Source organism: Methylobacterium haplocladii, assembly GCF_007992175.1.
Lineage (GTDB): Bacteria > Pseudomonadota > Alphaproteobacteria > Rhizobiales > Beijerinckiaceae > Methylobacterium > Methylobacterium haplocladii.
This window is the reverse complement of the sequence record NZ_BJZT01000028.1, coordinates 69,142-95,550: the sequence shown is the minus strand read 5'-3', so window position 1 is coordinate 95,550 and position 26,409 is coordinate 69,142. Positions and strand designations below refer to the sequence as shown.

Here is a 26,409-nt window from a genome sequence, read left to right as displayed (position 1 = left end):
GCGGGGAGAGGCGATGCGCGCACGACCGAAACGACCGACGACGATATGAGACGTCTCGCGATATCACTTCGCCTTCGTAGGCGCCTTCGGCTCGCGGGCCTCTTCGATCTCGTCCGCTTTTTCCTCGTCGGTATCGCCGCCGCGCTCGATCGTCTTCACCGGTTGAGCCGTGAGCTGCTTGAGGATGACGACGAGGCGCTCGCATTCCGGTTCGAACTTGAAGGCGTCGAGCACGATCGCAGCGTCGCGGAGCGTGCGCAGGTCGCGCACGGTCTGCTCGTTGGCCGCCTTCCGGAGTTCCTTCTTATCCGCGATCTCGTCTTCGAGCTTCAGCCCCTTCACGTCGCAGGCCGCGGAGGCGGCGAAGCTGCCGGCCAGAAGGATCGTCAGGGCCGTCGGGAGCGCGAAGCGCATCGGAGAGTGTCCTGAGTGCGGCGCGGGCGCATGCGCGCTCACGCGTGATGGGGGCTGGGGAACCGGCGCAGGATGTCGTTGGTGAGCGCGACGATCTCGCTCGGAAGATAGGGCTTCGGCACGAAGACCGAATCACAGACCGCCTCGCTCGGCGACAGGCTGCCGCAGCCGCCCGAGGTGTAGACCACCGGCAGGTCGGGGTGCTGGCATCGTGCGCGGTGGGCGAGCACGAGGCCGTTCGTATTGCGGGCCAGATCGATATCGGTGAAGAGCAGGTCGACCCGCTCGTGCGCGAGAATCTCCTCCGCCTCCATCGCGTCGGCGGCGGTGAGCACGCGGTAGCCCTCGTCGTGCAGGGCCTCGGCCGTGAGTTCGCAGACCATGAATTCATCCTCGACGACGAGGACGACGCGATCCGCCAGCCCGTCGAGGCGGAAAGCGGGGGCGGCGGGAAAACAGGCGAAAGGCAGCATGAGGGTACTCCAACTCACCCGAAAGCCTGCAACGGCAAAGCTTTCAGATCGCCGGACCAACGGCTCCGCTTGCGCCGTCGTTCACCGTGATTCCCTCGATTTGCGCCGAACTGGTAACCGAATCGTTAACCTTTCGGGGCCGGCGGTTAAGAACTGCATTCCATGCCTCCGGACGCGGTCGCGCGGCCGAAAGGCGACGCATCGTCTTTCGACATTCCCCGGCGGCACGCCGTGAGCCGGTCCGTTCTCCTCGGCTTCGGACTGACGCTGACGGCGCTCGCCGGCTTCATCGACGCCATCGGTTTCATCCGGCTCGGTGGCCTCTACACCTCGCTGATGAGCGGCAACACGACCCAGCTCGCCGTCGCGATCGGGCACGGAGAGGGACACACGGCGCTCCTGCCCTGCCTGCTCATCCTCGCATTTCTGGTGGGAGCGATGCTGGGAGGCGCCATCGCGGCGCTCATGTCCGAACGCTGGGCGACACCCGCCATCCTCGCCTTCGAAGCGCTTGCGGTGGCGACGGCCTTCGTCAGCGCGCAGGAGCGGTCGCATCTCGGGATGGCGGCGTTGTTCCTTTCGCTCGCGATGGGCACGCAGAACGCCGTGCTCGCCCACATTCAGGGCTTCCGGGCGGGTACGACCTTTGTGACCGGGGCGCTGTTCGCCTTCGGGCAGAAGTTCGCCCTGGCACTCGCCGGGCGCGGGCCGCGCTTCGGCTGGGTCGGCGACGGCCTCGTCTGGCTATCGCTGTTGGTCGGAGCGGTTGCCGGCGCCTTAGCGCATGTGCAACTCGACATCGAAGCGCTTGCCATCCCTGCGGCGATCCTGGCGGTGCTCGCGTTCTGGGCGGCCTTCGTCACTGTGACGAGCGGAACCCTGACCGCCGAACCGCCTCCATCGACTCCCTTGCCGTCTCGAAAAGGCCCGCGCGGATGACGTCCAGCGTTCCCTCCCTCACCGAACACGTGGCACCGCTGAGCGCGGGCTCGCACGTCACGCTTGCGCACTGGCTCAAGGACACGCTCGCCCTGGCGACGGCCGAGGGCGGCGTCGTGCTGGCGCGCGAGGGCGAGCAGCGCACCGTGACGCCGCATGGCGAGGCCGGCATCCTCGTGGCGACCGGCGATGCGCGCCGCCTCGTCACCGGCGGCGATGACGGCCGCGTGATGTCCGTTGCCGGAGATGGCGTGGTCGGGGAGGTCGCGACCGCCAAGGGCGGCGCCTGGATCGACGCGCTGGCGCTGCACCCGGATGGCGGCGTCGCCTATTCCGTCGGCAAAAGCGTCGTCTCGCGCGACGCCAAGGGCCGCGAGCGGACGTTCGCCGCACCGACGAGCGCCCGCGGCCTCGCCTTCGCGCCGAAGGGCTACCGGCTGGCGGTCGCCCACTACAACGGCGTCAGCCTCTGGTACCCGAACCTCGAGACGCCGGCCGAGTTCGTCGAATGGAAGGGCTCGCATCTCGACGTGACCTGGTCGCCGGACGGCCGCTTCGTCATCACGACGATGCAGGAGAACGCGCTGCACGGCTGGCGCCTCCAGCCCGACCGCGGCCACATGCGGATGTCCGGCTACCCAGCCAAGGTGCGCTCCACAGCTTGGTCGCATGACGGCGACTGGCTGGCGACGAGCGGGGCCGAGGCCGCCATCGTCTGGCCCTTCGACACCAAGGAGGGACCGACCGGCAAGGCGCCCCGCGAATGCGGCGTGCGCCCGGCCCGGGTCGCCCGCGTGGCCTTCCACCCCAAATCCCTCGTGCTCGCCATCGGCTACGAGGATGGCTGCATCCTGCTCGTGCGCTTCGTCGATGCCGCCGAACTGCTGGTGCGTCCCGCCGTCCAGGACAGCGCGATCTCGGCGCTCGCCTGGGACGGCGGCGGCGGCCGTCTCGCCTTCGGCTGCGCCGACGGGCAGGCCGGCATCCTCACACTGCCGCGCTGAAGCCGGCATGGCGCTGTTTGGATTCGGTCGGCCGCGTCCGGGAGACGCCAAGCGAGAGGCGGAGCGCGATCGGATCGAAGCCTGGGCGCGCGCCGCCGGCGGCTACGGAACGACCGTCGTGGTGAAGGTCAACGAGATCGTCTGCGCCGATCCGGCCTGTCCGGGCTTCGAGACCGTCATCCTGGTGATGGCACCGGGGGTGCGCAGCATGGCGCGCAAGATCGCCATGCCGCTGGCCGATGTCACGCGACAGGACGTCCTTCGTGCGATCCGCCTGGACCACTGACGATCGCGGCTGGAACAGGCGTCCCGCTCATGCTCTTTCCATCGAACCCTTCAGGAGACGGCCCGTGTTCCGTGTGATCCGTACGTTCGGCCTCGCACTCGGCATCATCGGTGCGATCATCGCGGCACAGGCGCCCGAATTCGCGCAGCAATACGCCCAGCGCCTGGGGGGCGCGATCGAGGAACTGCGGCGCCAGATCGCGACGCTCGATTCGGATGCGCAAGCCACCGGCAACACCCGCGAGAGCGCCATCGAAAACCTGCGCAAGAACGCCGACGCCCTGGTCGCACGCCGGGGCGAGGCCGTGCGCGGCGATGTCGAGCGCTTCCGGGCACTCGACGCACAGAAGCAGGCCATCGACGCCGCTGCATCGCCGCTCGGCAAGACCGTGGCGGTCGCCCGCAATCCCGACGTGGCCGTGGCGTGGGCCGCCTATCGCGACTACCGGCCGGCCGTACCGACCACGACGGACGGGCTGATCGCCGGCCTCGTCGGGTTCCTTGTCGCCTGGGGCGGCTGGCGCGTCGTCACCGATTTCGGGCGCAGTCTGAGCCGGCGCAGGAAACGTCCGACACCGGCGACGCGGGCAATTTGACCGCCACGATCCGTGCCTATCGGGGCACAGGTGTTGCAGGAGCCCTACAGCCCTGTCAGGACGGCTGAACTAGGAGAAGCATGACGGCGCCAGCATCCGCTCGCCGCGCCGGCCCCGGTTCGAATATGGCGCGTGCGCCCACCACCACTGCCGATCCTGCCCTCGACGCCGCCGCCCTGTTGCGCCGTATCGGGTTCTTCACGCTGTTCGTGATCGTGCCTGTGGCGGCTCAGGTCTCGCGCCGCGCGACCGTCGTGCTCGCACCGATCACCGTAGTCCTGCTCATCATCGCCAGCGCCATCGACGGCAAGCAGCGGCCGCCCGGCGGCGGCATCGTTCGCCTCCTGCGCGCGCCGGCCTTCCTCGCCGGCACGCTGGTGATCTTCTGGTCGGCGCTTTCGCTCGCCTGGACGCCGTTCCCCGGCCCGGCCACCGAACGTCTCGCCAACCTCGTCGCGACGATCGTGCTGACGCTCGCCGGCTATCTCGCCCTTCCGGACCGGATGCGCTCGGCGAACCTCTACCTGCTGCCCCTCGGCGTCGGGGCGGCGGCGGTTGTCGCGATCCTGATCGGGTTGTTCAGCGACGCCATGATGAGCGACAGCGGCGACGGCGACGGCGCCCTGGAGCGTGGTTCGGTGCTGCTCGCTCTGCTCGCCTGGCCTGCCGTGGCCTGGCTGCGCTCACGCCGCCGCGACACCGGAGCTCTGGCGACCGTGCTGCTCGTCGCTGGAGCGCTGCTGCTGGCGCCGGGGCTGACGCCGCTGCTGGCGCTGGGCGTCGGCGCACTCGCCTTTGCCCTCACCAATGCCCGGCATGCCCTCGGCGTGCGGGTGACGGCCCTGACGGCTGCGCTGCTGCTGGCCACTGCGCCGCTGCTGCCTTTCCTGATCCGGCCGATCGGGGCCGCCCTGTTCGGGCCGACGGCCCCGAGCGCGCTCTCCCTCAAGGTCTGGCAGAAACTCGTCACGACCGAACCGGTTCGATTCATCACCGGGCATGGCCTGGAAACGGCACTCCGCGGTCGCTTCGTCGGCCTGTTGCCCGCGAACGCCCCGACCACGATGCTGTTCGAGTTCTGGTACGAGCTTGGGATCGTCGGCGCTTTCGCCGCCGCCTTCGCCCTCTACGCCTCGATCCGCCGAGCCGGTCGCGACAGCTCGCTCCTGGTCCCCGGCGCCATCGCAGCCTTCGTCACCGCCTTCACCATCGGTTGCATCGGCGTCGGCCTCACTGCGATCTGGTGGCTCACCTCCATCGCCGTCGCCGTACTGGCCTTCGTGGCGATCGAGCGCGGGCAGTTCCGGTCGAGCCGGCCGAAGGCGAGCCTTTTGTTGAAGGCGCAGGGGTAGCGAGACGCTTCGGAGCCGGCGGCTGCGCTGCAAGGACCAGCCGGCCCGTCACGCCATTCGCTCCGATCCTCGTCCTGAGCGCTCGCGCAACGGGTCCCGCGAAGCATGAGTGTCGTCCGGCACGCCAGATGATGTCATCACGCGCGGTGGAACCGCCGAGGCCGCGCGAAAAAAATCACCCCTCGGCCTGCGCCTCGATCCGCGCCATATCCTCGTCCGAGAGGCCGAAATGGTGGCCGATCTCGTGGACCAGGACGTGGGTGACGAGGTGGCCGAGGCTCTCGTCGTGCTCGGCCCAATAGTCGAGGAGCGGCCGGCGGTAGAGCCAGACTGCGTTGGGCATCTGGCCGGTCGTGGTCTCGCCGGCCTGGGCGAGGCCAGTGCCGCGGAAGAGGCCGAGCAGGTCGTATTCCGACTCGCACTCCATCTCGTCGAGGGTCGCGTCGTCGGGAAAATCGTCGACATGGATGCGCACGCCCGCGCAGAGCCGCCGGAAGGCGTGCGGCAGTTGCGCGAAGGCATCGAAGGCGATGGCCTCGATCTCCGCGAGGCTCGGGGCGCGTTCTCGGGAGCGATCGCTCATCGGGTCTCGATCGTGGCTACGGGCAGGACGCAAGCCTCGAGGAAGCCGGCGAGATCGCTGGTGATGTGGTCGATATGCGGCTCCTGCACCGCCTCCTGCTCGAAACGCTCGCGGAACGGGTCGGGCACGGGGGGCACCACGAGGACCGTCGCCATGCCGAGATCGTGCGGTACCACGAGGTTGCGGGCGATGTCCTCGAACAGGGCCGAGCGCCGCGGGTCGACGCCGTGCCGATCGAGGAAAAGCTCGTAGGTCGAGCGCTCGGGCTTCGGCACGAAGCCGGCGGCGGCGATGTCGAACACGTCCTCGAAATGATCGAGGATACCGAGCTTCGCCGCCACGTTCTCGGCATGCCGCCGCGAGCCGTTGGTCAGGATCAGCTTTCGCCCGGGCAGGCGCTCGATAGCCGAGCCGAGCGCCGCGTCGAGGCGGATCGTCGAGTGGTCGATGTCGTGGGCGAAATCGAGGAAATGGTGCGGGTCGACCCCGTCCTCGACCATCAGCGCCTTCAGCGTCGTGCCGTAGCGATGGTAGAAATGTTTTTGCAGGGCACGGGCCGAGAGGCCGTCCAGCCCGTAGAGTTGCATCACGTAGAGCGTGATGCGCTCGTCGACCTGGGGCCAGACCTGCGCGTCGCTCGGATAGAGCGTGTTGTCAAGGTCGAACACCCAGGTGTCGACCCGGCCGAAGCCGCGGCCGTTCGAGATGCCGACGTCGATGTCGCCCTGGACGGCCAAGGAACGCGTCATGTGCTGCCGAGATGAGGGCGGCCGGACGGACCGCCCTTCAGGATAGGCGCGCGGAAGCGCCAAGGGAAACGTGACCGCTGACAAGTGTGGCCTTCGACCGTGGCCGGCCGAAGGCATCCGCCGCAGGACCGGCGACGCGCAGTCGCGCTCGCCGACGGACGGAGGGTCGAAACCGACGGCCGTCGGCGTTACCCCCGCCGGATCAGCGTGCCGGCACCATAATCCGTAAACAGCTCCAGCAGCGCCGCGTGCGGCACCTTGCCGTCGAGGATGACCACTGCCTCGACGCCCTGCTCCAAGGCGTAGATGCAGGTCTCGACCTTCGGGATCATGCCCGCGGTGATGGTGCCGTCGGCGATGAGCCGCCGACAATCCTCCACGGAGAGTTCGGGGATCAGGTTCTTGTCCTTGTCGAGCACGCCCGGAACATCGGTCAGCAGCAGCAAACGCTTGGCCCGCAGCGCGCCGGCGATGGCGCCGGCGAAGGTGTCGGCGTTGACGTTGTAGGTCTTGCCGTCCGGGCCGTAGGCGACGGGAGCAAGGACCGGGATCAGCTCGGCCTTCAGCACCGCGTCGAGCACGCCGCGCTCCACGTGGTCCGGCTCGCCGACGAGGCCGAGGTCGATCTCGGTCTCGGTGTCCGTCTCCGGGTCGCGCAGGGTGCGCATCGCCCGCTTGGCGCGGACCATGTTGCCGTCCTTGCCGCACAGGCCGATCGCCCGGCCGCCCTCGGCCGAGATCCAACCGACGATCTGCTTGTTGATCGAGCCGGCCAGAACCATCTCGACCACCTCGACGGTGGCCTCGTCGGTGACACGCAGGCCGCCCTTGAATTCGGACTGGATGCCGAGCCGGTTCAGCATCCGGCCGATCTGCGGCCCGCCGCCGTGCACGACGATCGGCTTGAGGCCGGACTGCTCCAGCAACACGATGTCCTCGGCGAAATCCTCGGCCGCGGCAGGATCGCCCATGGCGTGCCCGCCATACTTGATGACCACGATCTCCTGATCGTAGCGCTGCATGTGGGGGAGGGCCTGGGTCAGGACCTCGGCGCGCACATGGACGTTCGGCAGCGGATCGGTCATCGCGGTCCTGTCGGCTCCGTGGCTGAGGGCTGTCGCGGCCGGGCTTCTAGCCCAGGCGGGTGACGATGCGAAGCGGCGCCGCCGGGAAATCCGCGTGGGGGCCGCGCGGCTGCGCTGCGATCGTCAGATCACCGGCACGCCGCGTTGCTTGGCGTGGTCGCCCGGCTCGACGTGGATCGTCACCACGGCGCCCTCGATCTCGCCCTCGATGGTTTCCTCCAACCGATCGCAGATGGCATGGGAATCGGCGACCGTCATCTCGCCCGGTACCACGAGGTGGAAATCGATGAAGGTGGCGCTGCCGGCGTGGCGGGTGCGCACATCGTGAGCTTCCAGGGCGCCTTCGCTGTGGTGCGAGATCAGTCCGCGCAACTTCTGGATCATCTCCGGCGAGGCCGCCTGATCCATGAGGCCGTTGATCGAATCCCGCATCATCGTCCAGCCGGACCACAGGATCTGCAGGGCGACGAGGCCTGCCACCAGCGGGTCGAGCACCAGGGTATCGGTGACGAGCACCAGCCCGACGCCGACGATGACACCGCTCGAGGTGACCACGTCCGCGAGGATATGGCGGGCATCGGCGATCAGCGCCGGCGAGCGCCAGCTGCGTCCGCGCCGCAGCAGCACCCAGCCCCAGACCGCGTTGATCGCGGTGGCGAGCCCATTCACGGCGAGGCCGATGACCGGCGCGTCGAGGGGTTTCGGCGTGACGATGCCCTGATAGGCCTCGCGCAGGATCAGCAGGGCGGCGACGATGATGAGCGTGCCCTCGATCACCGCCGAGAAGTATTCGGCCTTGTGGTGGCCGTAGGGGTGCTCGTCATCCGCCGGACGCGAGGCGACGCGCAGCGCCACGAAGGCGCAGATCGCCGCGACCACGTTGATGATGCTCTCCAGCGCATCGGAATACAGCGCGATGCTGCCTGTCAGCCAGAACGCACCGAACTTCAACGCCGTGACGAGGGCGCCGATGGCGGCACTCAGCAGAGCGGCTTTCTCGGTGCGGGTCATGTTGCGACCGGGCGCTCGCTGGAAGAGTGGGAGGAGGGGCGGCCATAGCCGCGGCTTCCTCCGAAGGCCACGGCAAAGGTTTTAGCCGGGGCTATGGACGCCGCGATCGGAGCCCGGCTTGCCGCCACGCTGGAGCGCGACGATATCCTTCGAAAGGGCGGCTCGAGGCTCGTCCCGCAGTTCGGTTCGAGGAGGGGAACGCGTCATGGCTCTGATCCACTGCACCGCTTGCGACCATCGGATCTCCGACATGGCCGTCGCCTGCCCGTCTTGCGGACATCCGTCCAGACCCGACCGACGGGGCGCCCTGAATGTCCTCGGCTCCGTCGCCGGGACCTACATCTCCGCGACGACACTCGCGAGCCTCGCGCTCGGCGTGGCGATGTTCGTCTGCACGGCAGCGGTCCTGATCACGTTGATCCTGCACAGCCGCTGACGGGCAAGAATGGAAGCGCCATCGGCGTGAAGGCGACGCCGCGTGCAGAGCGCCTCACCTCGCTTCGGGGAACGAGCCGTGCCCGTTGCCGGAGTACGGCGAGGCGGCAGCCGAAGGTGAGGGAGCGGGTTCGGAGGGGTCTGATCCGAAACCATCTCCTTGATTTTCGCTTCGGCGCCTCCCTCAGCTCGAACCCGGGTCCCGTCCCCGCGCGGCCTCGCGCCTGCGGCTCGTCTCGGCCAGCGCGCGGGCGCGCTCGGCCCTGCGGGCGTAGCTGCGGGCCATCCATTTGATCGCGGCACGCTCCTGCAGCTCGTCGAACCGTGCGGCCTCGCGCTCCCAATAGGCGACGAGCTGGCCATCGAGGGTGACGCGCTGGGGGCCGATTGCGTCACTCATGCAGCGATCCTCGTCCACGGCCCGGGTGGGATCGACCGGGACCGGATAGCGAACGAGGCCGCATCGCTGCGGTTCCGTACGCAGCCGCAGCCGAAAATTTGATTCGCCACCACCTTCCGTGCTGTTGGCGCGGCATGCGCGTGGACCTGTTCGATTTCGACCTGCCGGAAGCTCTCATAGCCCTGCGTCCGGCGAGCCCGCGCGACGCCGGGCGGCTGCTCGTGGTGCAGCCGGGCGAGCCTTTCGCGGATCGCGGCGTGCGCGATCTCGCCGGGCTGCTGCGGGCGGGCGACGCCCTCGTCTTCAACGACACCCGCGTGATCCCCGCGCGGCTCAACGGGGTCCGGCATCGGCCCGGCGCCCCGGGCCAGCGCGTCGAGGCGATGCTGCATCTGCGCGAGGCGCCCGATCGCTGGCGCGCCTTCGCCCGTCCGGGCAAGCGCCTCGCGCCCGGCGATCTCCTGCGGTTCGGAAGCGATGGCGGCGCGAGCGAGACCTGCGAACTCGGCCGCCTCGACGCGACCGTCGCGAGCAAGGGGGAGGGCGGCGAGATCACGCTGCGCTTCGACCTCTCCGGCCCCGCGCTCGACGAAGCCATCGCCGCACAGGGCGCCCTGCCGCTGCCGCCCTACATCGCCGGCAAGCGCCCCGCTGACGCCCGCGATGCCACCGACTACCAGACGATCTACGCCCGCGAGCCCGGCGCCGTGGCAGCGCCCACCGCGGGCCTGCATTTCTCGGAGGCGATGCTGGCGGACCTCGACGCCGCCGGCATCAGGCGGCACGCCGTCACGCTCCATGTCGGCGCAGGCACGTTCCTGCCGGTGAAGGCGGAGGATACCGACGCGCACCGGATGCACGCCGAGATCGGTGTTCTGTCGGGCGAGACGGCACATGCCCTCAACCGGATCCGCGCCGAGGGCGGACGCATCGTCGCCGTCGGCACCACGGCCCTGCGGCTGCTGGAGAGCGCGGCGGACGCGGACGGCACCATCCGCCCCTTCGCCGGCCCCACCGAGATCTTCATCACGCCGGGCTACCGCTTCCGCGCCGTCGACGCCCTGATGACGAACTTCCACCTGCCGCGCTCGACCTTGTTCATGCTGGTCTCGGCCTTCTCGGGGCTCGAGACGATGCGGGCGGCCTATGCCCATGCGATCGGGGAGGGGTACCGCTTCTACTCGTATGGGGATTCGAGCCTGCTGTTTCCGGCGACGGTCTGATAGGGCGTAACGCCGACGCGCATCTCCCTCTCCCGCCGAGGGGAGAGAACTTTTCCCGCGCACGATGCAGGAAGCCGCTTCGAGCACATGTCCGATCTCCCGACCGATTTCCGTTTCTCCGTCCACGCCACCGACGGCGCCGCCCGCACAGGCGCTATCTCCATGCCGCGCGGCACCATCCGCACACCCGCCTTCATGCCCGTCGGCACGGCGGCGACGGTCAAGGCGATGTATCCGGAACAGGTGCGCGATCTCGGCGCCGACGTGGTGCTGGGCAACACCTATCACCTGATGCTGCGGCCGGGCGCGGAGCGGATGGAGCGGCTCGGCGGCCTGCATCGGTTCATGCGCTGGGACGGGCCGATCCTCACGGATTCCGGCGGCTTCCAGGTGATGTCGCTGTCGGCGCTCAGAAAACTCGACGAGAAGGGCGTGACCTTCCGCTCGCATATCGACGGAACGGCGCATCACATGAGCCCCGAGCGCTCCATCGAGATCCAGGGCCTGCTCGGCTCCGACATCCAGATGCAGCTCGACGAATGCGTGCGCCTGCCGGCCGAGCGCGAGGCGATCGAGAAGGCGATGCGGCTCAGCCTACGCTGGGCGGAACGCTGCCGGGTCACGTTCGGCGAACAGCCGGGCAAGGCCCTGTTCGGGATCGTGCAGGGCGGCGACATTCCCGATCTTCGCGTCGAGAGCGCGCGAGCGCTGACGGAACTCGACCTCAAGGGCTACGCCATCGGCGGCTTGGCGGTCGGCGAGCCGCAGGCGGTGATGCTCGCGATGATCGAGACGGTGGAGCCGCACCTGCCTTCTGGCAAACCCCGCTATCTGATGGGCGTCGGCACGCCGGACGACCTGATGCAGGCGGTCTCGCGCGGCATCGACATGTTCGATTGCGTGATGCCGACCCGGGCCGGCCGCCACGGCCTCGCCTATACCCGCCACGGCCGTATCAACCTGCGCAACGCCCGCCACGCCGAGGACACGCGTCCGCTCGACGAGCAATCGACCTGCCCGGCGACCCGCGACTATTCCCGCGCCTATCTCCACCACCTCGTCCGCTCGGACGAGATCCTGGGGATGATGCTCCTGACCTGGAACAACCTCGCCTATTACCAGGAGCTGATGGCCGGGATGCGCGCGGCGATCTCGGCCGGCCGGCTCGCGGATTTCATCGGCGAGACGAAGGCCGAGTGGGCGCGAGCCGAGGCCGAGCGGGCGGCCTGAGCTTCAGCCCCGCTTCTGCGCCTTGGTGTAGCTGGCGATGGCGGCACGGCAATCGGGCGTGAGCTTGGCGTTGTTCTGCTTGAAGCAGGCCTTGAGCTCCGGCGTATCGGCCGCATAATCGCTGCAATAGTTCAGGTAGTCGCCGGTGCAATACTGCTTCAGCGTCTCGCGGGTCGCAGGTGCGGCGGCAGGTGCGGCAAAGGCCGCCGTGGCGCCGAGGCCGGTGACCAGAGCAAGGGTGATACGGACAAGCATTCGGACAACTCTCATGCGCCGCGGTCCAGCCGGGCGGGGGGACTGAAATCAGTCAATCTCGACGAGAGTGCGACCGTCCTCCGGTCGGATCGCGGCCCCGGTCGTCCTCGCCTGCGTCGGCGTCCTTTGGAAGGCGGAGCCGCCGCACCCGCAACTCGCCGATCTCCAGCCTGCCGATCCGCGCATGGCCGATCGACAGGCGACCGATCGCGAAGGCCCCGAGGGCCACCGCACCAAGGGCGAGGGCGCCCAGTGCAACGGCCCCCACGGCTCGGGTGCCGAGTGCTTGGGTGCCAGGCCTCTGCGGCGTCCGGGCCGAAATCTCGTCTGGCATGAAACGACCTTCGCGATCGGATCGGAAGGGAAGCACAGGCCGGTCACGGACGGGCCAGTACACGATAGACTCCACCGGCATCGTCGGCACCGCCCTGCGTCGCCGCCTTCAGGGAGCCGATAATCCGTCCTGCGACCGGCAGGCGATAGTGCAGAGCGTCCCAGTAGTTTGTATCGTCGGTGGTGACGGAGGAAGGATAGCGGAAATCGACGACCGTCGCACCGCGCATCTCGCCGATCCGCGCGACCTGCGCCTTGCAGGCGGCCTCACGCTGGCCCTGCGGCGTCCCGGGGCGGCCCTGAGCCGCGACGTTGACCGGCATGAAGGCGACGAGCTTCAACGCCTCTGCCGGAGTCTTCCGAAGCAGTGCGTCAAGCCAGGCGAGAGCCGGCATCGGGCCATCCGATGCCGGGGCCTTGGTCTCGGAGGCATCCGTGTCGTCGAGCGCCGTCGCGCCGGAATGGATATGCGCCGCAGCCCGGGGTGCGTCGTAGCTCCACTCCGGCGGGGTGAACACGGCGAAGCCGTCGCCGCGGATCCGCTCCGGCGCGAGCCCGAGCCGGTGTAATAGCACGCCGCCCGCGATGGTGAGGCTGCGCCAGTTCACCTGCCTCATGAACCCGCCGTTCGCGGTGTCCTCGTAGAGCCAAGCCGGAAACGGCCGAAACGTCAGACGCCGCCTGTCGGCCTCGGCCTCGCACCAGGTGGTGTCGAGGGCGAAGATCATCGCCTTGGGGCGGACATGGCGCAGGACAAGCGCCGCGACTTCGCTCTGCTCGTAGGGCGTCGCGGCGTTCATCGCGAGGTTGGCGAAGCGGGCGCCGAAGGCCCGGTCGAGGTCGCGCGGGTCGAGGAGTCGGGCCGTCGAGGTGCCGATCACGGCCGCGTCGTAGGCGCCCGAGCGCACGATCTGCGGGTATAGGAAGCGTTGGTTCGAATCCATCAGCGGACCGGGCGGCCGGCCGGGTGCCGCACGCAGTCCGTAGGGGTCGAACAGCGCGACGAAGCCGATCGCCGCGAGGCCGAGGACCGCGACGGCCGCGGAAAAACTCGCTCCGAAGCGGCGCCAGGCCGCCTCGGGTGTGATGTCAGATCGCGGCACCGCGCCTCAGTGCAACTTCACCCGCGCCACGCCGCGGCGTGTCAGCGCCCGCGCCACGGCGTCGAGGCTCGTCTTGATCACGCCGTTCACCGCCATCTCGTGCATCTTGTAGAGCGAGCGGTACATGACCCGGGCGAACAGCCCGGCGATGAACATGTTCTTCCCCTGTATGAAGCCCATCAGGTTGCCGACGGTCGTGTAGTGGCCGAGCGACACCAGCGAGCCGAAGTCGCGATACTTGAATGGCTTGGTGGTCTTGCCGGCGAGCCGGTTGGTGATCTGCTTGTACAGGTACGCGGCCTGCTGGTGCGCCGCCTGCGCGCGCGGCGGGATCGGCGTGTCCGAGCCCTGCTCCACCAGATAGGCGCAGTCGCCCATGGCGAGGATGTTCGGGTCGCGCGTCGTCTCCAGCATCGGCGTGACGACGAGTTGATTGCTGCGCGTGGTCTCGAGGCCGCCGACGCCCTGCAGGAAGGGCGGCGCCTTCACGCCGGCCGCCCAGACCACGAGTTCGGAGGGAATGAACCCGCCATCGGCGAGTTGGACGCCCTCGGCCTTGACCTCGGTGACGCGCGCCTTCACGCGGACCTCGACGCCGATCTTGGAGAGCAGCGTCATCACCTCGCCGGACAGTCGCGCAGGCACCGCCGGCAGGATGCGGTCGGCCGCCTCGACCAGAGTGATCTTGAGGTCCTTCGACGGGTCGATCTTGTCGAGGCCGGTCTTGGCGACTTCGCGGGTGGTACGGTGCAGCTCGGCCGCGAGTTCGGTGCCGGTGGCGCCGGCGCCGATCACGGTGACGTGGAGCTGTCCCGGCCGCACCGGGCCGACCTGCGTGTGGGCGCGCAGCATGCCGTTGACGAGGCGCTGGTGGAACCGCACGGCCTGGTCCTGGGTGTCCAGCGCGATGGCGTGCTCCTTCACCCCCGGCGTGCCAAAATCGTTGGTGGTCGAGCCCACTGCCATGACGAGCGTGTCGTAGGGGATCTCGCGGACAGGCGTGACCTCGCGGCCCTCGCTGTCGTAGCTCGCTGCAAGGTGAATGACACGGCGCTCGCGATCGAGGCCCGTCATCTCGCCGATGCGATAGCGGAAATGATGGGCGTGCGCGTGGTGGAGGTAATCGACCGCGTGGTGGCCAACGTCGAGGCTGCCGGCGGCGACCTCGTGCAGCAGCGGCTTCCAGATATGGGTGCGCGCCCGATCGACCAGGGTGACGTGGGCCTTGCCCTTGCCGAGCGTGTGCCCGAGCTTGGTCACGAGCTCCAGGCCGGCCGCCCCGCCACCGACGACGACGATCTTGTGCCGGTCCGTGACCGCTTCACCCGGAACCATCCCCGTACCCCGTGTTTGAGCCGTCGGCCCTGCCGCCGCCATGCCCCATGGCAGCGAAGGCCTACGTTGGAACGTCTATACATCACGCCTGCGCGATCGGCCTATCGCACGCATGCGAGAGGGGGTCGCAGTCCGGGTTCTAGCTCGCTGGCGCGCCCGGCTGCTTCAGCGGATGCGCGCGGGCGACGGCGTCGAGGGCGAGGCATGCCTCGGCAACCCGCTTCACGGTAGGGTAAGGCGCCGTGTCGACTCCGAAGATGCCGGTGCCGGCCCAGAGACTGGCGAGGCAGAGATCGGCGTGGCTGACCGCGTCGCCCTGCGTGAAACGGCCGGTGCCGGCTTCGGTCGAGAGCCGCTTCTCCAGCGTCTCCAGCCCTGAAGCGAAAGCGAAGTGCAGGAATTCCAGCCCCTGTTCCTTCGACAGATCGTAGGCCTTCATCAGGTGCTTGCGCACCCGCGGCGTGTAGAGCGGATGCGTGTCGCAGGCGATGAGCTGCGCCAGCGAGCGGGCGCGGGCGCGATCGCGCGGATCGGCCGGCAGCAGCGGCGTCTCCGGATGCGTCTCCTCCAGATAGTCAAGGATCGCCAGCGACTGCGTCAGCGGCGGCCCGTCATCGACGAAGAGCGCGGGCACCGCACCCTGCGGGTTGATCGCAAGAAACTCGGGCTTCCGGTGATCGCCGGCGTCGAGATCGAGAAAGACCTCCTCGTAGGCAATGCCCTTGAGGTTGAGCGCAGCCCGCACGCGGAACGACGCTGCCGAGCGCCAATTGCCATACATCTTCATGGACTTGCCTCTCCCTGATGAGGTGCTGCGAGAACCGGTCAGGTTCCGCCTCTTCAACGCTCGCCCTCACCCTCAAGGCGAGGGTAGGACGCTCCCGAGGGGGACAGACCCTCACACCACAACCGTAATCGCCCGCGCCGCCCGCGTCAGTCCCGTGTAGAGCCAGCGCGCCCGGTGCTCGCGGAACGCGAAGGATTCGTCGAACAGCACCACCTTGTCCCACTGCGAACCCTGCGCTTTGTGGACGGTCAGCGCGTAGCCGTAGGTGAACTCGTCGGTCTCGCGACGCATGGAGAACGGGATCTCCTCCTCGCTGCCCTCGATGATCTGGCGCAAGACCTTGATGTCGACGGCACGGCGGCGAACCGCCGGATCGTCCTCGGAGACGACGTCGAGGCGGATGGTGTCGGGGCGCGGCGGCGCGCGCAGCGCCTGCACCGTCCAGGTGGAGCCGTTGAGCAGGCCCTTCGTGCGGTCGTTGCGCAGGCAGACCAGCTTCTCGCCCACCGACGGCATCGGGTCGGTGTGGCCTGCGAGCTCGCGCAGGCGGTTGTTGTAGAGCCGGCGGGTCTTGTTCATGCCGACCAGCACCTGATCGCAATCGAGCACCTCGGTCGGGTCGAGGGTGCGGCGGGAGACGACGCGGCTGTCGCCGAAGGTGCCCAATTCCAGCCGGCCGCCTTCGCGCACCGTCATCGCCATGCGCACGATCGGATCGTCGGCCGCCTGCCGGTGGACCTCGGTGAGCATCACGTCGGGCTCGGCCTCGGTGAAGAAGCCCCCGCCGCGCACCGGCGGAAGCTGGGCCGGGTCGCCGAGCACCAGCACGGGCTTGTCGAAGGCCAGGAGGTCGTTGCCGAGGTCGGAATCGACCATCGAGCATTCGTCGATGACGATGAGATCCGCCTTGGCCGCCGGACCCGAGCGGTTCAGCGTAAAGGTCGGGCCGCCCTCGTCACCCTCCTTCGTGCGGTAGATCAGGCTGTGGATCGTCGCGGCGTCGTGGCAGCCCTTCTGGCGCATCACCGAGGCCGCCTTGCCGGTGAAGGCGCCGAACAGCACGGTGCCGTCGACGTCGTCCGCGATGCGCCGCGCTAGGGTAGTCTTGCCGGTGCCGGCATAGCCGAACAGGCGGAAAACCTGATCGCCGCCGCCCTTCATCCAGTTCGCGATGGCCTTGAGCGCCGCCTCCTGCTGCGGGGCGTAGGCCTTCGGCAGATCGGCCGTCACGGCCAGCGCACGGTCGGCGGCAGCGAGGACAGGATCGAGGCGACGTTGCCGCCGGTCTTCAGGCCGAAGATGGTGCCGCGGTCGTGCAGCAGGTTGAACTCGACATAGCGTCCCCGCCGGACCTGCTGCTCGACCCGGTCGGCCTCGGTCCAGTCCTTGGCGAGGTTCGAGAAGACGATCTCGGGATAGGCCTTGAGGAAGGCCTGTCCCACGTCCCGCGTGAAGGCGAGATCGGCCTTCGGGTCGCCGGTCCAGTGATAGTCGTAGAAGATGCCGCCGATGCCGCGCGGCTCCTGACGGTGAGGGAGATAAAAATACTCCTCGCACCACGCCTTGTACTTTTCGTAGTTCGCGGCCGGCGCGTGTGCATCGCAAGCCTCTTGCAGGGAGGCATGGAACAGCCGGGTGTCGGGGTCTTCCTGATTGCGACGGCGCTCCAGCACCGGCGTCAGGTCGGCCCCGCCGCCGAACCACGCCTTCGTGGTCACCACGAAGCGCGTGTTCATGTGGACCGTCGGCACGTTCGGGTTCCACGGATGGGCGATCAGCGAGATGCCGGTGGCGAAGAAGCGCGGATCCTCGGAGGCACCCGGCATCTGCGCCCGGAATTCCGGCGCGAACTCGCCGTGCACCGTGGAGATGTGGACGCCGGCCTTCTCGAAGACGCGGCCTTTCAGCATCGACATGACGCCGCCACCGCCCGGGGCGCCGCTATGGTCGGTGCGCTGCCACGGCGTCTTTTCGAATTTTCCGGCCTCCGCCGGCGCGTCCGCATGGAACGGGCCGGCCGCCTGATCCTCCAAGGTCTCCAGCGCCGTCACGATCCGGTCGCGCAAGGTGGCGAACCACGTGGCCGCGTCGGCCTTGATGGCAGCGAGGTCGCTCTCGCTCGGCAGGGGGAGGGTCATTGCGGGCTTCTGCATGGCCCCAGCGATGTCACATCCCGAGCGGGAGGCGTCAATTCGCTAAGTCGCGAGTCCGACTTCGACGAGGTTGTCGCTGAAGGTCGGCGAATGGCCCATTCCGCCGTAGGTAGACGAACTCACCACGTTCACCGCGCCGTTTCGGTTGAGCGAGTGCCAGTAGCCGAGGGACGCCACGACGAGACCCGGCGGCACGTCCTCCGTCACCTGGGCCTGGCCATGGAACGTGCCGCGCTCGTTGAACACGCGCACCAGCGCCCCCTCCGTGATCTGCCGCCCAGAGGCGTCCGACGGGTTGATCAGGATCGCCTGCTCGCCCTGGCGGGCGATCTTGTGGGCCTCGTTCGCATATTGCGAATTGAGGAAGCCGTGGCTCTTCGGGGAGACGATGTTGAGCGGGAAGCGCGCGGCGAGCGCCCCGTTGGTCTCCGGCCGCTCGTTGGCCGGCACGTAGCCGGGCAAGGGATCGAGGGTCTCGCCACCCTGCTCGGCCTCGTACATCTGCCGGAAGGGCGGGGCGACGAAGTTGCCGTTGTCGAGGGCCCCCTGTGAGAAGAATTCGCATTTGCCGGACGCCGTCGGGAAGTTGCCCTCGGCATGGGGCGTGCGCGTTTCGGGATCCCCAATGTTCAACCGGTACCAGCCCTGCTCGCGGAAGTGGTCCATGCTGGCGCCGGCCATCTTCGGGCTGTCCCAGTCGAGATACCACTCCATGAGCTCTGTTTCGCTCATGGAGAATTGCGGTTCGTCGAAGCCGAAGCGCTTGGCGAGACGGCGAAACAGCTCGGCGTTGGAGACGGTCTCGCCGGGCGGCTCGATCGCCTTCTGATTGAGCGTGAAGAAGAAATGCCCCCACGAGAACATCATGTCGTCGTGCTCGGCAGCCATGGTGGCCGGCAGCAGGATGTCGGCGTAGCGGGCGGTGTCGGTGACGAAATGCTCGCTCACCACCGTGAACAGGTCCTCACGGGCGAGGCCCTTCTTGATCGCGGCGGTCTCGGTCGAGTTCGAGACCGGGTTGGCGTTGTAGACCATCAGCGCGTGGATGCCGGGGTCGAGTCCGGCCTCGCCGTTGAGGACTGCGCCGAGCTTCAGCACGTTCACGGCGCGCGTGCCCTGCGGAATCCAGTCGGGCCGGCAGACGCGGTCCCAATGCACCGGGAACTCCCACAGCGGCATCTGGTAGACGCCGCCGCCCGGGTCCTTCCAGGCCCCGGTCAGCGCCGGCAGCGAGAAGATCGCGCGCAACGCCTGCGCCCCGCCGGCGCTGCGCTCGACGGCGACACCCGGCCGGATCGCGGCGTTGCGGGTGGTCGCGTATTCGTGCGCCAGCATGCGGATGTCCGCGGCCGGCACGCCGCAGATTTTCTCCGCGTATTCCGGCGTGAAGGGCTCTGCCCGCTCCTTCAACTGGTCGAACCCGACCGTGTGGCTCTCGACATAATCCGCATCGATCAGATTGCCGTTGATGATGCAGTGGATCAGCGACATCGCCAGCGCACCGTCGGTGCCGGGCTTCGGCATGATGTGCCAATCGGCTTCCTTCGCCGTACGCGAGCGGTAGGGATCGATCACCACCACCTTGGCGCCGGCGCGCTGCGCCTCCTTCACCACGTGCCAATGGTGGATGTTGGTGGAGATCGAGTTGCAGCCCCAGATGACGATGTACTTCGATTGGGTGAAGCTCATCGGGTCGAGGCCGTTGGTCGGCCCGACGGTCAGGAGCCAGGCCGTGCAGGAGCCCGAGCCGCAGAAGGTCTTCTCCGCGACGCTGGCGCCCAGCTTGTTGAAGAAGGCGTCGCCGACGGTGAGGCCCTGCACCACGCCCTCGTTGCCGAGATAGTTGTAGGGAAGGATCGCCTCCCGGCCGTGGGTCTCGCGGACCTCGGTGAAGCGGGCGTGGATCTCGTCCAGCGCCTCGGTCCAGGTTATGCGGGTGAACTGGCCGGAGCCTTTCGGACCCGAGCGGCGCATCGGATAGAGCACGCGGTCGGGATTGTAGTGGTGCCGATCGAAATCGTTGATTTTGCCGCACAAAGCGCCGCGGGTCATGGGATGGTCGGGGTTGCCCTTCACGCTGATCAGCCGGCCCTCCTCGATCGTGTAGATCATCGAGCAGGTATCGGGGCAGTCGTGCGGGCAGGCGCCGAGCTTCGTGGTCTGGGTGGCAGGCATCGGCGTATCTCTCCCGGCGGGCGCCTTGGGGCGCTTTTGTGCCGGCAGGATTTCGCGCGGGCGCGCTCAAGTCAATTATAATTCTAAGAAGGGGACCGACCGGCCAGGGCGTTCAGCCGGCTGAGAACCGCAGGAATGTCACGGCCGTCTCGCCGTAGTAGCGCCGCTCCAGTTGCGAAAAGCCGGGGAGGGGAGCGAGGACCACGCCAGCCGCCTCCTCGACCAGCACCAACGCGGCGGGCTCAAGCCAGCCACCCTCGGCAGCTGAGACGAGCGCCCTCGGGGCGAGGTCCCGGCCGTAGGGCGGATCGCAGAAGACCAGGGAGAACCGCCCGCTCGCCTGGGCCAGACCGAGCTTCGTGGCATCGCGCCGGTAGAGGCGGGTGGTGCCCTCGAGTCCCAGGGCCTCGATGTTCTCGCGGATGAGCCCGCGAGCTTCGGCACCCTCGTCGACGAGTTGCGCGTAGGCAGCGCCGCGCGACAGCGCCTCGAAGCTCAACGCTCCGGTGCCCGCGAAGAGGTCCAGGACGCGGGCACCCGCGACCGCATCCTCGTAGGCATGGGCGAGGACGTTGAAGAGCGCCTCCCGCAGCCGGTCCGAGGTCGGCCGGATCGCGTCGGTGCGCGGGCCGCGCAGGGTGCGCCCACGCAGATCTCCCCCGACGATCCTCATTCTTTCACAGATCCGCGAACCGAAGCGGCCGTGCGCTCACCGCCTCGGGCAGTGCACGGTCGTTCGTTCGAGATCATTTCCCCGCACGCGGCGGACGGCCACCGCCGGAATTCGGCTTGCCGCCGAAGCCGCCCGGACGCCCGCCGGGCTTGCCGCCCTTGAAGCCGCCGCCGGGGCGACCGGCGCCCGCCTTGAAGCCCCCGCCACCCGGGCGGTCGCCGCCGCCGGGACGATCGCTGCGGAAGCCACCCGGACGATCGCCGCCGGGCTTGAAGCTGCGACCGGCGCCGGGGCGTCCGCCCGGGGGCTTGTCGGTCCGGAAACCGCCACCGGCAGGGCGGTCGGAACGGGCACCGGAGCCGGACCGGCCTTCGCCTCCCTTGAAGCCGCCGCGATCGCATGCGGAACGGTACCCGCCCGGGCGCTCGCCACGACCGGCTGCGCCGTCGGGACGGTCCCGGCCACCACCGAAGGAGCGCGGACGCTCGTCGCCACGATTGGCCCCGCCCTCGGGACGATCGCGGCCACCACCGAACGAACGCGGACGCTCGTCACTCCGATTGGCCCCACCCTCGGGACGGTCGCGACCGCCGCCGAAGGAACGCGGACGGTCCTCTCCGCGAAAACCACCCGAGCGCTCGCCGCCCTGAGGGCGGTCGCGCGGCGGGCCGCGACGCTCGCCGCGATCCTCGAAATTGTCGCGCCGGGGCGGCCGCGCATCGGCACGCGGCGCGCGGTCGTCGCCCGAACGCTGCGGGCGCTCGTCCTGCGTGCGGAAGCGGGTACGCTTGTGCGGCTCGGGCGCCGGAGCCTCGGGGCTCGGCTGCAGTCGCTCGACCAGCACCCGGCGGTCGCCGGCGGCCTGGATCGCACCGACGCGCTCGCGTCCGCGCTCGGCCGCCACGGCCCGTGATGCCTTCGGGTCGGCACCGCGGCGGGGGATCTTGGTGCCGTGCGGCTTCTCGACATCGGCATCGGCGCGCCAGATCGACTCGCGGGGACCGGCACTCATCCCGCCGGTCGGTACTCGAGCAGGGGCGGCGGGACGCGCCGGTCGCGACGGGTCGCGGCCCTGGCGGTCGAAGCTCGGCCGGCCATAGCTCGGCTCGCGCGAGCGCCCGCCCTCGCGGGGGGACTTCTGGCCCTGGCCACCAGAGCGCTCGGGCGCGGCGGCGGCGGGCTTCTTCGGCTTGCCGAACGGCGCGATCGGCTCGCGCGTCGGGCTCTCGAAATCGACGCCGGCCTGCTCGGCCAGGGTCTTGCCGAGCTGCTCCTTGAGCACCTTGGTGCGGATCTCTTCCACGAGGCCCACTTCGAGATCGCCGAGTTGGAACGGACCGAACGAGAGCCGGATCAGCCGGTTCACCGACAGGCCGAGATGCTCGAGGATACGCTTGACTTCGCGGTTCTTGCCCTCGCGCAGCCCCAGCGTCAGCCAGAGGTTGTCGCCCTGCGCCCGATCGAGATGCGCCTCGACGGGGCCGTATTCCATCCCGTCGATGGTGACGCCCTTGCGGAGCTTGTCGAGTTCCACCTGGGTAATCTCGCCGAAAGCTCGCACACGATACTTGCGCAGCCAGCCGGTGTCGGGATGCGCGATGACCTTGGCGAGACCGCCGTCGTTGGTCAGCAGCAGCAGGCCCTCGGTGTTGATGTCGAGCCGGCCGATGGCGACGACGCGCGGCAGTTCCTCGGGCACGACATCGAAGACCGTCTGCCGGCCTTCGGGGTCACGCGCCGTGGTGACGACGCCACGAGGTTTGTGCAGGATCCAAAGTCGCGTGCGCTCCCGGGCCGGCAGAGGCTCGCCGTCGACGGTGATGCGGTCGGCATCGGTGACGTTGATCGCCGGCGACGCCAGGATCTTCCCGTTGAGGGTGACGCGGCCCGCCTCGATCATCGCCTCGACGTCGCGGCGCGAGGCGATGCCGGCACGGGCGATCGCCTTGGCGATCCGTTCACCGTCCGGTGTCGCGGGCAGCGCTTCGGGGCTCGCGGGAATCGTCTCGTCGCCGCGCGCGGGCTCCGCCACGGGGATGTCGTCTTCGGAATTGTCGTTCATGCCCGATGCCATAACAGAGCATGCCGCCTGTTACGAGACGCGTGTTGGGCGGCCATGGGCACGCCCGCGATGTCGCCGCTGCATGGGCCGCTGCCGTCATCGCAAATCGCAAAAGCGGCCGACGCCGCCCGTATTCATCCGATCCGGCGGGCCGCTTCGTCAGATCCGCGGTGCGCGTCCGCGTACGGCACCGGACACCGCGGAGATCAGGAACAGTGCGATCGCCACGAAGAATACGATCTTGGCCGCTTCCATCGCAGTGCCCGCGACGCCGCCGAAACCCAGGATCGCCGCGATCAGCGCGACGACGAGAAACGTCACTGCCCAACCGAGCATGGTGCCCTCCGATCAATCCGTCCCGAGCACAATGGCCAAGCTGTGGCAATCGTTCCTGCGTCGACGGCATTTTCTCGCACGGCTTCGATGGACCGGGACTGAACGCATGCCGCGCGGCTACCGCAGGCGCTTTCCCGCGACGGTTGCGTAGACGTTCAAGCTGCAGCGGCAGATGCAACGGACCGCTTCGCGGCGGCGTCGGCGATCATCCGCGCGATATCCTGAACCGGTCGCGGCGGGCTGAACAGGTAGCCCTGCATCTCCTGCGCCCCCTCCGCGCGGACCGTGGCAAGCTGCTCCTCCGTTTCGATGCCCTCGACCAGCGTGGTGATGCCGAGGCTCGCGCCGAGCCCGACGATGGCGCGGATAATGGCGCCGGCATCCGAGCGGCCTGCGGAATCGCGCACGAACGACCGGTCGATCTTGATCTTGTCGAAGGGGAAGCGCCGCAGGTAGCTGATGCTCGAATAGCCGGTGCCGAAATCGTCCATCGAGATGCGGACGCCGAGACGACGCAGGGTATGCAGCGTCTCGAGGTTCGACTCGGTGTCGTCGAGCAGCACGCTTTCGGTGATTTCGAGTTCGAGCCGCGTCGCCTTCAGGCCGCTGGCCGCGAGCGCCATGAGGACTCCTTGCGCGAAGTTGCGGTTGCGCAGTTGCAGCGCGGAGACGTTAACGGCGACGCTGATGTCGTCCGGCAGCGCAGCGGCATCACGGCAGGCCTGATTGAGCACCCAGTCGCCGAGCGGCACGATCAGGCCGGTTTCTTCCGCGAGCGGAATGAACACGGTCGGGCTGACGAGCCCCCGCTCGGGATGCCGCCAGCGCACCAGAGCTTCCACGCCCTTGATCCTGTTGTCGTCGAGGTCGACCAGCGGCTGGTAGTGCAGTTCGAACCGGCCATGGACGAGGGCCTCGCGCAGTTCGCGCTCCATGACGGTGCGCTCGCGCGCCGTCTCGTCCATCTGCGTCTCGAACAGGCAATGGGTGCCGCGGCCGACGGCCTTGGCCTCGTAGAGCGCCATGTCGGCGTCCTTGAGCAGACGCTCGATGTCGCGTCCCTCGCCGTCGGCGAGCGCGATCCCGACGCTCATGCCGATCTCGATGTTGAAGCCGTTGAGCTCGTAGGGGGCGCTGACCACGGCGATCAGGCGCTGGGCCAACGTGACCGCGCCGGAGATGTCGGCGACACGGTGAAGCACGGTGAACTCGTCGCCGCCGAGACGGGCGACGACGTCGCCACCCCGGATGTGGCTGCGCAACCGTTCGGCCACCGCCCTGAGGAGCTTGTCGCCGAGTGCATGCCCGTAGCTGTCGTTGACGGGCTTGAAGCGGTCGAGATCGAGGCAAAGCACGGCCAGCGTCGATCCATCATCCGTGCGGCTGACCATCTCAGCGCCGATCTCGCGGAGCGCCGAGCGGTTCGGCAGGTCGGTCAACGCGTCGTGGCGCGCCATGTGGATGATCCGCGCTTCGTTGCGCCGACGCTCCGTCACGTCCTCGAAGGTCGCGACCCACCCCCCGCCGGCCATGATGCGATGGGTCGCCGCGACGACCCGGCCGTCGGCCAGTTCGCGCAGGACCGACTTGGTCGCGTCCGCGGACAGGGAGGTGCGGGTGCCCTCGCTCACGGAATCGACGGTGGCGCCGGCTTTGTAGCGCTCGAGCGCGACGAGGGTCTCGATGATCTGACGCTGGGTCATGCCGGGCGCCAGCGCGGCCTCCTCCAGGCCGAAGATCTCCAGGTAGCGGTGGTTCCACACGACGAGGCGGCTCTCCGCATCGAACATGCACAGGCCCTGGGTCATGTTTTCGAGCGCTGCGTCGAAGAGCCTGTTCTGTTCGACGAGTTGCGCGTTGGCGCCCTGGAGCTGGGAAAGCGCCGTCGCCAGCGCAGAACGGGTGCGGTGCTGATCGCTGACGTCGCTGCCGACGCCGCGATAGCCGAGGTAGGTACCGTCGGCGTCGAAACGCGGACGCCCGCTGATCTCGAACCAGCGCGGTGCGCCGTCCGGATGCCGGAAGACGTAAATCCGGTCGCGGAACGGCTGCTGCGCGGCCATTGCCTCGGAGACTTCGTGAAGGCTGTAGATGTTTTCGCCGGCCGCTCCGTCCTCGACGGAATAGGCCTCACGGGTGAACCCGAGCATGGCCGCAACCGGGTGCCCCATGAACCGCTCGGCCTCGGCGGACAGGTAAGTGAACCGCCCGTCCTGGTCGGTTTGCCAGAGCCAGTCGGCGGAGATCTGAGCGACTTCTTCGAGTGCGTGCAGAGGCATGAGACTACCGGAGGAGACGCCGGAATTTCACCTGTAACCGTTAAGAAATGTTCATGCCGAAGTTGTAGGCAAAGTGCCTGAGAAGTGGTCGAAGGGCCCGCATCATAGACCCGCGATTCTCTTCGATCCGTGATCCTGCGATGCAAAGAGATTCGCGTGTGGAGCCGCCGCGCGGACTCTACGTTGTTCTTGTTCCAGCAGCAGGAAAACGTTCGATGGCCGGGGACGACACCGAAAATCTCTTTCCCGGCTTCGAAGCGCTGTGGATCGACACACCGGCGGGACGCTGGTTCGCCCGCGCCGGCGGATCGCCCGACGCGCCGCCGCTGCTCCTGCTGCACGGATTTCCCCAGACGCACGCGATGTGGCATCGCCTCGCACCGACCCTGGCGAAGACCCATCGGGTGATCTGCCTCGATCTCAAGGGCTACGGCTGGTCGGACGCGCCGGTGGGCACAGGCGACCATTCCACTTACGCGAAGCGGACGCTCGGCCGCGAGATCGTCGACCTGATGGAGCGGATCGGCCACGTCCGGTTTGCGATGGCCGGCCACGATCGCGGCGCGCGCGTCGCCTATCGCGTCGCCCTCGACGCGCCCGGCCGGGTCGAGCGTCTGGCGCTGCTCGACATCGTGCCGACTACGATCCAGTGGCAGCGGATCGCAGCGAAGCCCGGCGCGAATCCGCACTGGCCCTTCCTCGCCAAGCCCGCACCGGAGCCGGAAGAGGCGATCGGCCGAGATCCCGACGCCTATTACGAAGGCCTGCTGCGGGACTGGACGAGCAAGCACGATCTGTCGTCCTTCGCACCGGGGGCGCTGTACCTCTACCGGCAGAGCTGGAACGTGCCGGAGCGTATCCATGCCATGTGCGAAGATTATCGCGCCGGCGGACCCGAGGGACCCGACCGCGCCGCAGACCAGGCCGACCTGGCGGCCGGCGAGACTCTGGCGATGCCCGTCCTCGTCCTGGCCAGCCGCGACTACCTCGACAAGGACAAGCCCGAGAGCGCGCTCGCGGTGTGGCAGCGGACGTTCGCGCCGAAAGCCACGGGCGCCTCGATCGCCGGCGGCCACTTCCTGGCCGAGGAAAACCCCGACGAGACGCTCGCGGCGCTCATGGCCTTCCTGCGAGGCTAG

General features: G+C 68.6%; 27 protein-coding genes. 9 read left to right on the top strand and 18 right to left on the bottom strand.

Going from position 1 to position 26,409, the window contains the following annotated elements:
• Positions 1 to 63: 63 nt before the first annotated feature.
• Positions 64 to 414 carry a photosystem reaction center subunit H gene (locus MHA02_RS13235; protein WP_147079350.1) on the bottom strand — a complete coding sequence of 117 codons (351 nt, stop codon included), beginning with the start codon at positions 412 to 414 and terminating at the stop codon, positions 64 to 66.
• Between the two features lie 38 nt (positions 415 to 452).
• The gene (locus MHA02_RS13230) at positions 453 to 887 is read right to left on the bottom strand and encodes a response regulator (RefSeq protein ID WP_147079348.1); all 435 of its coding nucleotides are present in this window, start codon (positions 885 to 887) and stop codon (positions 453 to 455) included.
• A 231-nt stretch (positions 888 to 1,118) separates the two neighbouring features.
• Between MHA02_RS13230 and MHA02_RS13225 the strand changes: the two genes are divergently transcribed.
• From MHA02_RS13225 to MHA02_RS13205, 5 genes are all read left to right on the top strand, one after another.
• Positions 1,119 to 1,826 carry a YoaK family protein gene (locus MHA02_RS13225; protein ID WP_147079346.1) on the top strand — a complete coding sequence of 236 codons (708 nt, stop codon included), beginning with the start codon at positions 1,119 to 1,121 and terminating at the stop codon, positions 1,824 to 1,826.
• On the top strand, positions 1,823 to 2,830 hold the full coding sequence (locus tag MHA02_RS13220; protein ID WP_147079344.1) for a WD40 repeat domain-containing protein: 1,008 nt from the start codon (positions 1,823 to 1,825) through the stop codon (positions 2,828 to 2,830). The genes MHA02_RS13225 and MHA02_RS13220 overlap by 4 nt, the downstream gene beginning before the upstream one ends.
• A gap of 7 nt (positions 2,831 to 2,837) precedes the next feature.
• Complete coding sequence (locus MHA02_RS13215) at positions 2,838 to 3,116, top strand: hypothetical protein (protein WP_147079342.1); 279 nt, start codon at positions 2,838 to 2,840, stop codon at positions 3,114 to 3,116.
• A gap of 64 nt (positions 3,117 to 3,180) precedes the next feature.
• The gene (locus MHA02_RS13210; RefSeq protein ID WP_147079340.1) at positions 3,181 to 3,711 is read left to right on the top strand and encodes a DUF2937 family protein; all 531 of its coding nucleotides are present in this window, start codon (positions 3,181 to 3,183) and stop codon (positions 3,709 to 3,711) included.
• Positions 3,712 to 3,836: 125 nt separating this feature from the next.
• Positions 3,837 to 5,063 (top strand): peptide ABC transporter permease, encoded by a 1,227-nt coding sequence (locus tag MHA02_RS13205; RefSeq protein WP_147079337.1) that lies wholly within the window; start codon positions 3,837 to 3,839, stop codon positions 5,061 to 5,063.
• Positions 5,064 to 5,238: 175 nt separating this feature from the next.
• On the opposite strand, the gene MHA02_RS13200 is transcribed toward MHA02_RS13205, so the two are convergent.
• The 4 genes from MHA02_RS13200 to MHA02_RS13185 all read right to left on the bottom strand — a co-directional run bounded on the left by MHA02_RS13200 (position 5,239) and on the right by MHA02_RS13185 (position 8,491).
• Positions 5,239 to 5,646: a metallopeptidase family protein gene (locus MHA02_RS13200; protein WP_147079335.1), complete on the bottom strand. Its 408-nt coding sequence runs from the start codon at positions 5,644 to 5,646 to the stop codon at positions 5,239 to 5,241.
• Complete coding sequence (locus MHA02_RS13195; RefSeq protein ID WP_147079333.1) at positions 5,643 to 6,395, bottom strand: pyrimidine 5'-nucleotidase; 753 nt, start codon at positions 6,393 to 6,395, stop codon at positions 5,643 to 5,645. The genes MHA02_RS13200 and MHA02_RS13195 overlap by 4 nt, the downstream gene beginning before the upstream one ends.
• Positions 6,396 to 6,583: 188 nt before the next feature.
• Positions 6,584 to 7,480 carry an acetylglutamate kinase gene (gene argB / locus MHA02_RS13190; RefSeq protein WP_147079331.1) on the bottom strand — a complete coding sequence of 299 codons (897 nt, stop codon included), beginning with the start codon at positions 7,478 to 7,480 and terminating at the stop codon, positions 6,584 to 6,586.
• Between the two features lie 123 nt (positions 7,481 to 7,603).
• Entirely contained in the window at positions 7,604 to 8,491 is an 888-nt protein-coding gene (locus MHA02_RS13185) for a cation diffusion facilitator family transporter (protein ID WP_147079329.1), read from the bottom strand.
• A gap of 205 nt (positions 8,492 to 8,696) precedes the next feature.
• On the opposite strand from MHA02_RS13185, the gene MHA02_RS13180 reads away from it, so the two are divergent.
• On the top strand, positions 8,697 to 8,927 hold the full coding sequence (locus MHA02_RS13180) for a hypothetical protein (RefSeq protein ID WP_147079327.1): 231 nt from the start codon (positions 8,697 to 8,699) through the stop codon (positions 8,925 to 8,927).
• Positions 8,928 to 9,110: 183 nt separating this feature from the next.
• Here the strand turns inward: MHA02_RS13180 and MHA02_RS13175 are convergent, their stop codons facing one another.
• Complete coding sequence (locus MHA02_RS13175) at positions 9,111 to 9,326, bottom strand: hypothetical protein (RefSeq protein WP_147079325.1); 216 nt, start codon at positions 9,324 to 9,326, stop codon at positions 9,111 to 9,113.
• Between the two features lie 134 nt (positions 9,327 to 9,460).
• On the opposite strand from MHA02_RS13175, the gene queA reads away from it, so the two are divergent.
• The gene (queA, locus tag MHA02_RS13170; protein ID WP_147079323.1) at positions 9,461 to 10,549 is read left to right on the top strand and encodes a tRNA preQ1(34) S-adenosylmethionine ribosyltransferase-isomerase QueA; all 1,089 of its coding nucleotides are present in this window, start codon (positions 9,461 to 9,463) and stop codon (positions 10,547 to 10,549) included.
• An 87-nt stretch (positions 10,550 to 10,636) separates the two neighbouring features.
• A complete protein-coding gene (tgt, locus tag MHA02_RS13165) occupies positions 10,637 to 11,779 on the top strand; it encodes a tRNA guanosine(34) transglycosylase Tgt (protein WP_147079321.1) in 1,143 nt (380 codons plus the stop codon).
• Positions 11,780 to 11,782: 3 nt separating this feature from the next.
• Here the strand turns inward: tgt and MHA02_RS13160 are convergent, their stop codons facing one another.
• The 11 genes from MHA02_RS13160 to MHA02_RS13105 all read right to left on the bottom strand — a co-directional run bounded on the left by MHA02_RS13160 (position 11,783) and on the right by MHA02_RS13105 (position 25,270).
• Entirely contained in the window at positions 11,783 to 12,034 is a 252-nt protein-coding gene (locus tag MHA02_RS13160; protein WP_147079319.1) for a hypothetical protein, read from the bottom strand.
• A gap of 377 nt (positions 12,035 to 12,411) precedes the next feature.
• A complete protein-coding gene (locus MHA02_RS13150; protein ID WP_147079317.1) occupies positions 12,412 to 13,470 on the bottom strand; it encodes a hypothetical protein in 1,059 nt (352 codons plus the stop codon).
• Positions 13,471 to 13,476: 6 nt separating this feature from the next.
• Positions 13,477 to 14,805: an NAD(P)/FAD-dependent oxidoreductase gene (locus MHA02_RS13145; RefSeq protein ID WP_147079315.1), complete on the bottom strand. Its 1,329-nt coding sequence runs from the start codon at positions 14,803 to 14,805 to the stop codon at positions 13,477 to 13,479.
• Positions 14,806 to 14,944: 139 nt separating this feature from the next.
• Positions 14,945 to 15,592 carry a maleylacetoacetate isomerase gene (maiA, locus tag MHA02_RS13140; protein WP_147079313.1) on the bottom strand — a complete coding sequence of 216 codons (648 nt, stop codon included), beginning with the start codon at positions 15,590 to 15,592 and terminating at the stop codon, positions 14,945 to 14,947.
• 111 nt (positions 15,593 to 15,703) lie between these two features.
• On the bottom strand, positions 15,704 to 16,822 hold the full coding sequence (locus tag MHA02_RS13135) for an ATP-dependent DNA helicase (protein WP_147079311.1): 1,119 nt from the start codon (positions 16,820 to 16,822) through the stop codon (positions 15,704 to 15,706).
• Positions 16,819 to 17,745: an oxygen-dependent coproporphyrinogen oxidase gene (gene hemF, locus MHA02_RS13130; protein ID WP_373866687.1), complete on the bottom strand. Its 927-nt coding sequence runs from the start codon at positions 17,743 to 17,745 to the stop codon at positions 16,819 to 16,821. Before hemF ends, MHA02_RS13135 begins: the two co-directional genes overlap by 4 nt.
• A gap of 42 nt (positions 17,746 to 17,787) precedes the next feature.
• Positions 17,788 to 19,920, bottom strand: coding sequence for a molybdopterin-containing oxidoreductase family protein (locus MHA02_RS13125; protein ID WP_147079308.1), 2,133 nt, complete (start codon positions 19,918 to 19,920; stop codon positions 17,788 to 17,790).
• Between the two features lie 112 nt (positions 19,921 to 20,032).
• Positions 20,033 to 20,593: a 16S rRNA (guanine(966)-N(2))-methyltransferase RsmD gene (gene rsmD, locus MHA02_RS13120; protein ID WP_147079306.1), complete on the bottom strand. Its 561-nt coding sequence runs from the start codon at positions 20,591 to 20,593 to the stop codon at positions 20,033 to 20,035.
• A 73-nt stretch (positions 20,594 to 20,666) separates the two neighbouring features.
• Complete coding sequence (locus MHA02_RS13115; RefSeq protein WP_147079304.1) at positions 20,667 to 22,655, bottom strand: pseudouridine synthase; 1,989 nt, start codon at positions 22,653 to 22,655, stop codon at positions 20,667 to 20,669.
• Positions 22,656 to 22,814: 159 nt separating this feature from the next.
• Positions 22,815 to 22,991 (bottom strand): DUF1328 domain-containing protein, encoded by a 177-nt coding sequence (locus MHA02_RS13110; protein WP_147079302.1) that lies wholly within the window; start codon positions 22,989 to 22,991, stop codon positions 22,815 to 22,817.
• A gap of 155 nt (positions 22,992 to 23,146) precedes the next feature.
• A complete protein-coding gene (locus MHA02_RS13105) occupies positions 23,147 to 25,270 on the bottom strand; it encodes a putative bifunctional diguanylate cyclase/phosphodiesterase (RefSeq protein WP_147079300.1) in 2,124 nt (707 codons plus the stop codon).
• Positions 25,271 to 25,485: 215 nt separating this feature from the next.
• Here MHA02_RS13105 and MHA02_RS13100 point away from each other — a divergent pair, with 215 nt between their 5' ends.
• The gene (locus tag MHA02_RS13100) at positions 25,486 to 26,409 is read left to right on the top strand and encodes an alpha/beta fold hydrolase (protein ID WP_147079298.1); all 924 of its coding nucleotides are present in this window, start codon (positions 25,486 to 25,488) and stop codon (positions 26,407 to 26,409) included.

What these genes read in the sequence shown, in the direction of transcription:
- MHA02_RS13200 (WP_147079335.1), bottom strand. Translation starts at nt 5,646, where the DNA reads ATGAGCGATCGCTCCCGAGAACGCGCCCCGAGCCTCGCGGAGATCGAG.
- MHA02_RS13180 (WP_147079327.1), top strand. Translation starts at nt 8,697, where the DNA reads ATGGCTCTGATCCACTGCACCGCTTGCGACCATCGGATCTCCGACATG.
- argB (WP_147079331.1), bottom strand. Translation starts at nt 7,480, where the DNA reads ATGACCGATCCGCTGCCGAACGTCCATGTGCGCGCCGAGGTCCTGACC.
- MHA02_RS13185 (WP_147079329.1), bottom strand. Translation starts at nt 8,491, where the DNA reads ATGACCCGCACCGAGAAAGCCGCTCTGCTGAGTGCCGCCATCGGCGCC.
- queA (WP_147079323.1), top strand. Translation starts at nt 9,461, where the DNA reads ATGCGCGTGGACCTGTTCGATTTCGACCTGCCGGAAGCTCTCATAGCC.
- tgt (WP_147079321.1), top strand. Translation starts at nt 10,637, where the DNA reads ATGTCCGATCTCCCGACCGATTTCCGTTTCTCCGTCCACGCCACCGAC.
- MHA02_RS13220 (WP_147079344.1), top strand. Translation starts at nt 1,823, where the DNA reads ATGACGTCCAGCGTTCCCTCCCTCACCGAACACGTGGCACCGCTGAGC.
- hemF (WP_373866687.1), bottom strand. Translation starts at nt 17,745, where the DNA reads ATGCAGAAGCCCGCAATGACCCTCCCCCTGCCGAGCGAGAGCGACCTC.
- MHA02_RS13115 (WP_147079304.1), bottom strand. Translation starts at nt 22,655, where the DNA reads ATGAACGACAATTCCGAAGACGACATCCCCGTGGCGGAGCCCGCGCGC.
- MHA02_RS13215 (WP_147079342.1), top strand. Translation starts at nt 2,838, where the DNA reads ATGGCGCTGTTTGGATTCGGTCGGCCGCGTCCGGGAGACGCCAAGCGA.
- MHA02_RS13110 (WP_147079302.1), bottom strand. Translation starts at nt 22,991, where the DNA reads ATGCTCGGTTGGGCAGTGACGTTTCTCGTCGTCGCGCTGATCGCGGCG.
- MHA02_RS13230 (WP_147079348.1), bottom strand. Translation starts at nt 887, where the DNA reads ATGCTGCCTTTCGCCTGTTTTCCCGCCGCCCCCGCTTTCCGCCTCGAC.
- MHA02_RS13145 (WP_147079315.1), bottom strand. Translation starts at nt 14,805, where the DNA reads ATGGTTCCGGGTGAAGCGGTCACGGACCGGCACAAGATCGTCGTCGTC.
- rsmD (WP_147079306.1), bottom strand. Translation starts at nt 20,593, where the DNA reads ATGAGGATCGTCGGGGGAGATCTGCGTGGGCGCACCCTGCGCGGCCCG.
- maiA (WP_147079313.1), bottom strand. Translation starts at nt 15,592, where the DNA reads ATGAAGATGTATGGCAATTGGCGCTCGGCAGCGTCGTTCCGCGTGCGG.
- MHA02_RS13160 (WP_147079319.1), bottom strand. Translation starts at nt 12,034, where the DNA reads ATGCTTGTCCGTATCACCCTTGCTCTGGTCACCGGCCTCGGCGCCACG.
- MHA02_RS13105 (WP_147079300.1), bottom strand. Translation starts at nt 25,270, where the DNA reads ATGCCTCTGCACGCACTCGAAGAAGTCGCTCAGATCTCCGCCGACTGG.
- MHA02_RS13125 (WP_147079308.1), bottom strand. Translation starts at nt 19,920, where the DNA reads ATGCCTGCCACCCAGACCACGAAGCTCGGCGCCTGCCCGCACGACTGC.
- MHA02_RS13175 (WP_147079325.1), bottom strand. Translation starts at nt 9,326, where the DNA reads ATGAGTGACGCAATCGGCCCCCAGCGCGTCACCCTCGATGGCCAGCTC.
- MHA02_RS13235 (WP_147079350.1), bottom strand. Translation starts at nt 414, where the DNA reads ATGCGCTTCGCGCTCCCGACGGCCCTGACGATCCTTCTGGCCGGCAGC.
- MHA02_RS13205 (WP_147079337.1), top strand. Translation starts at nt 3,837, where the DNA reads ATGGCGCGTGCGCCCACCACCACTGCCGATCCTGCCCTCGACGCCGCC.
- MHA02_RS13100 (WP_147079298.1), top strand. Translation starts at nt 25,486, where the DNA reads ATGGCCGGGGACGACACCGAAAATCTCTTTCCCGGCTTCGAAGCGCTG.
- MHA02_RS13195 (WP_147079333.1), bottom strand. Translation starts at nt 6,395, where the DNA reads ATGACGCGTTCCTTGGCCGTCCAGGGCGACATCGACGTCGGCATCTCG.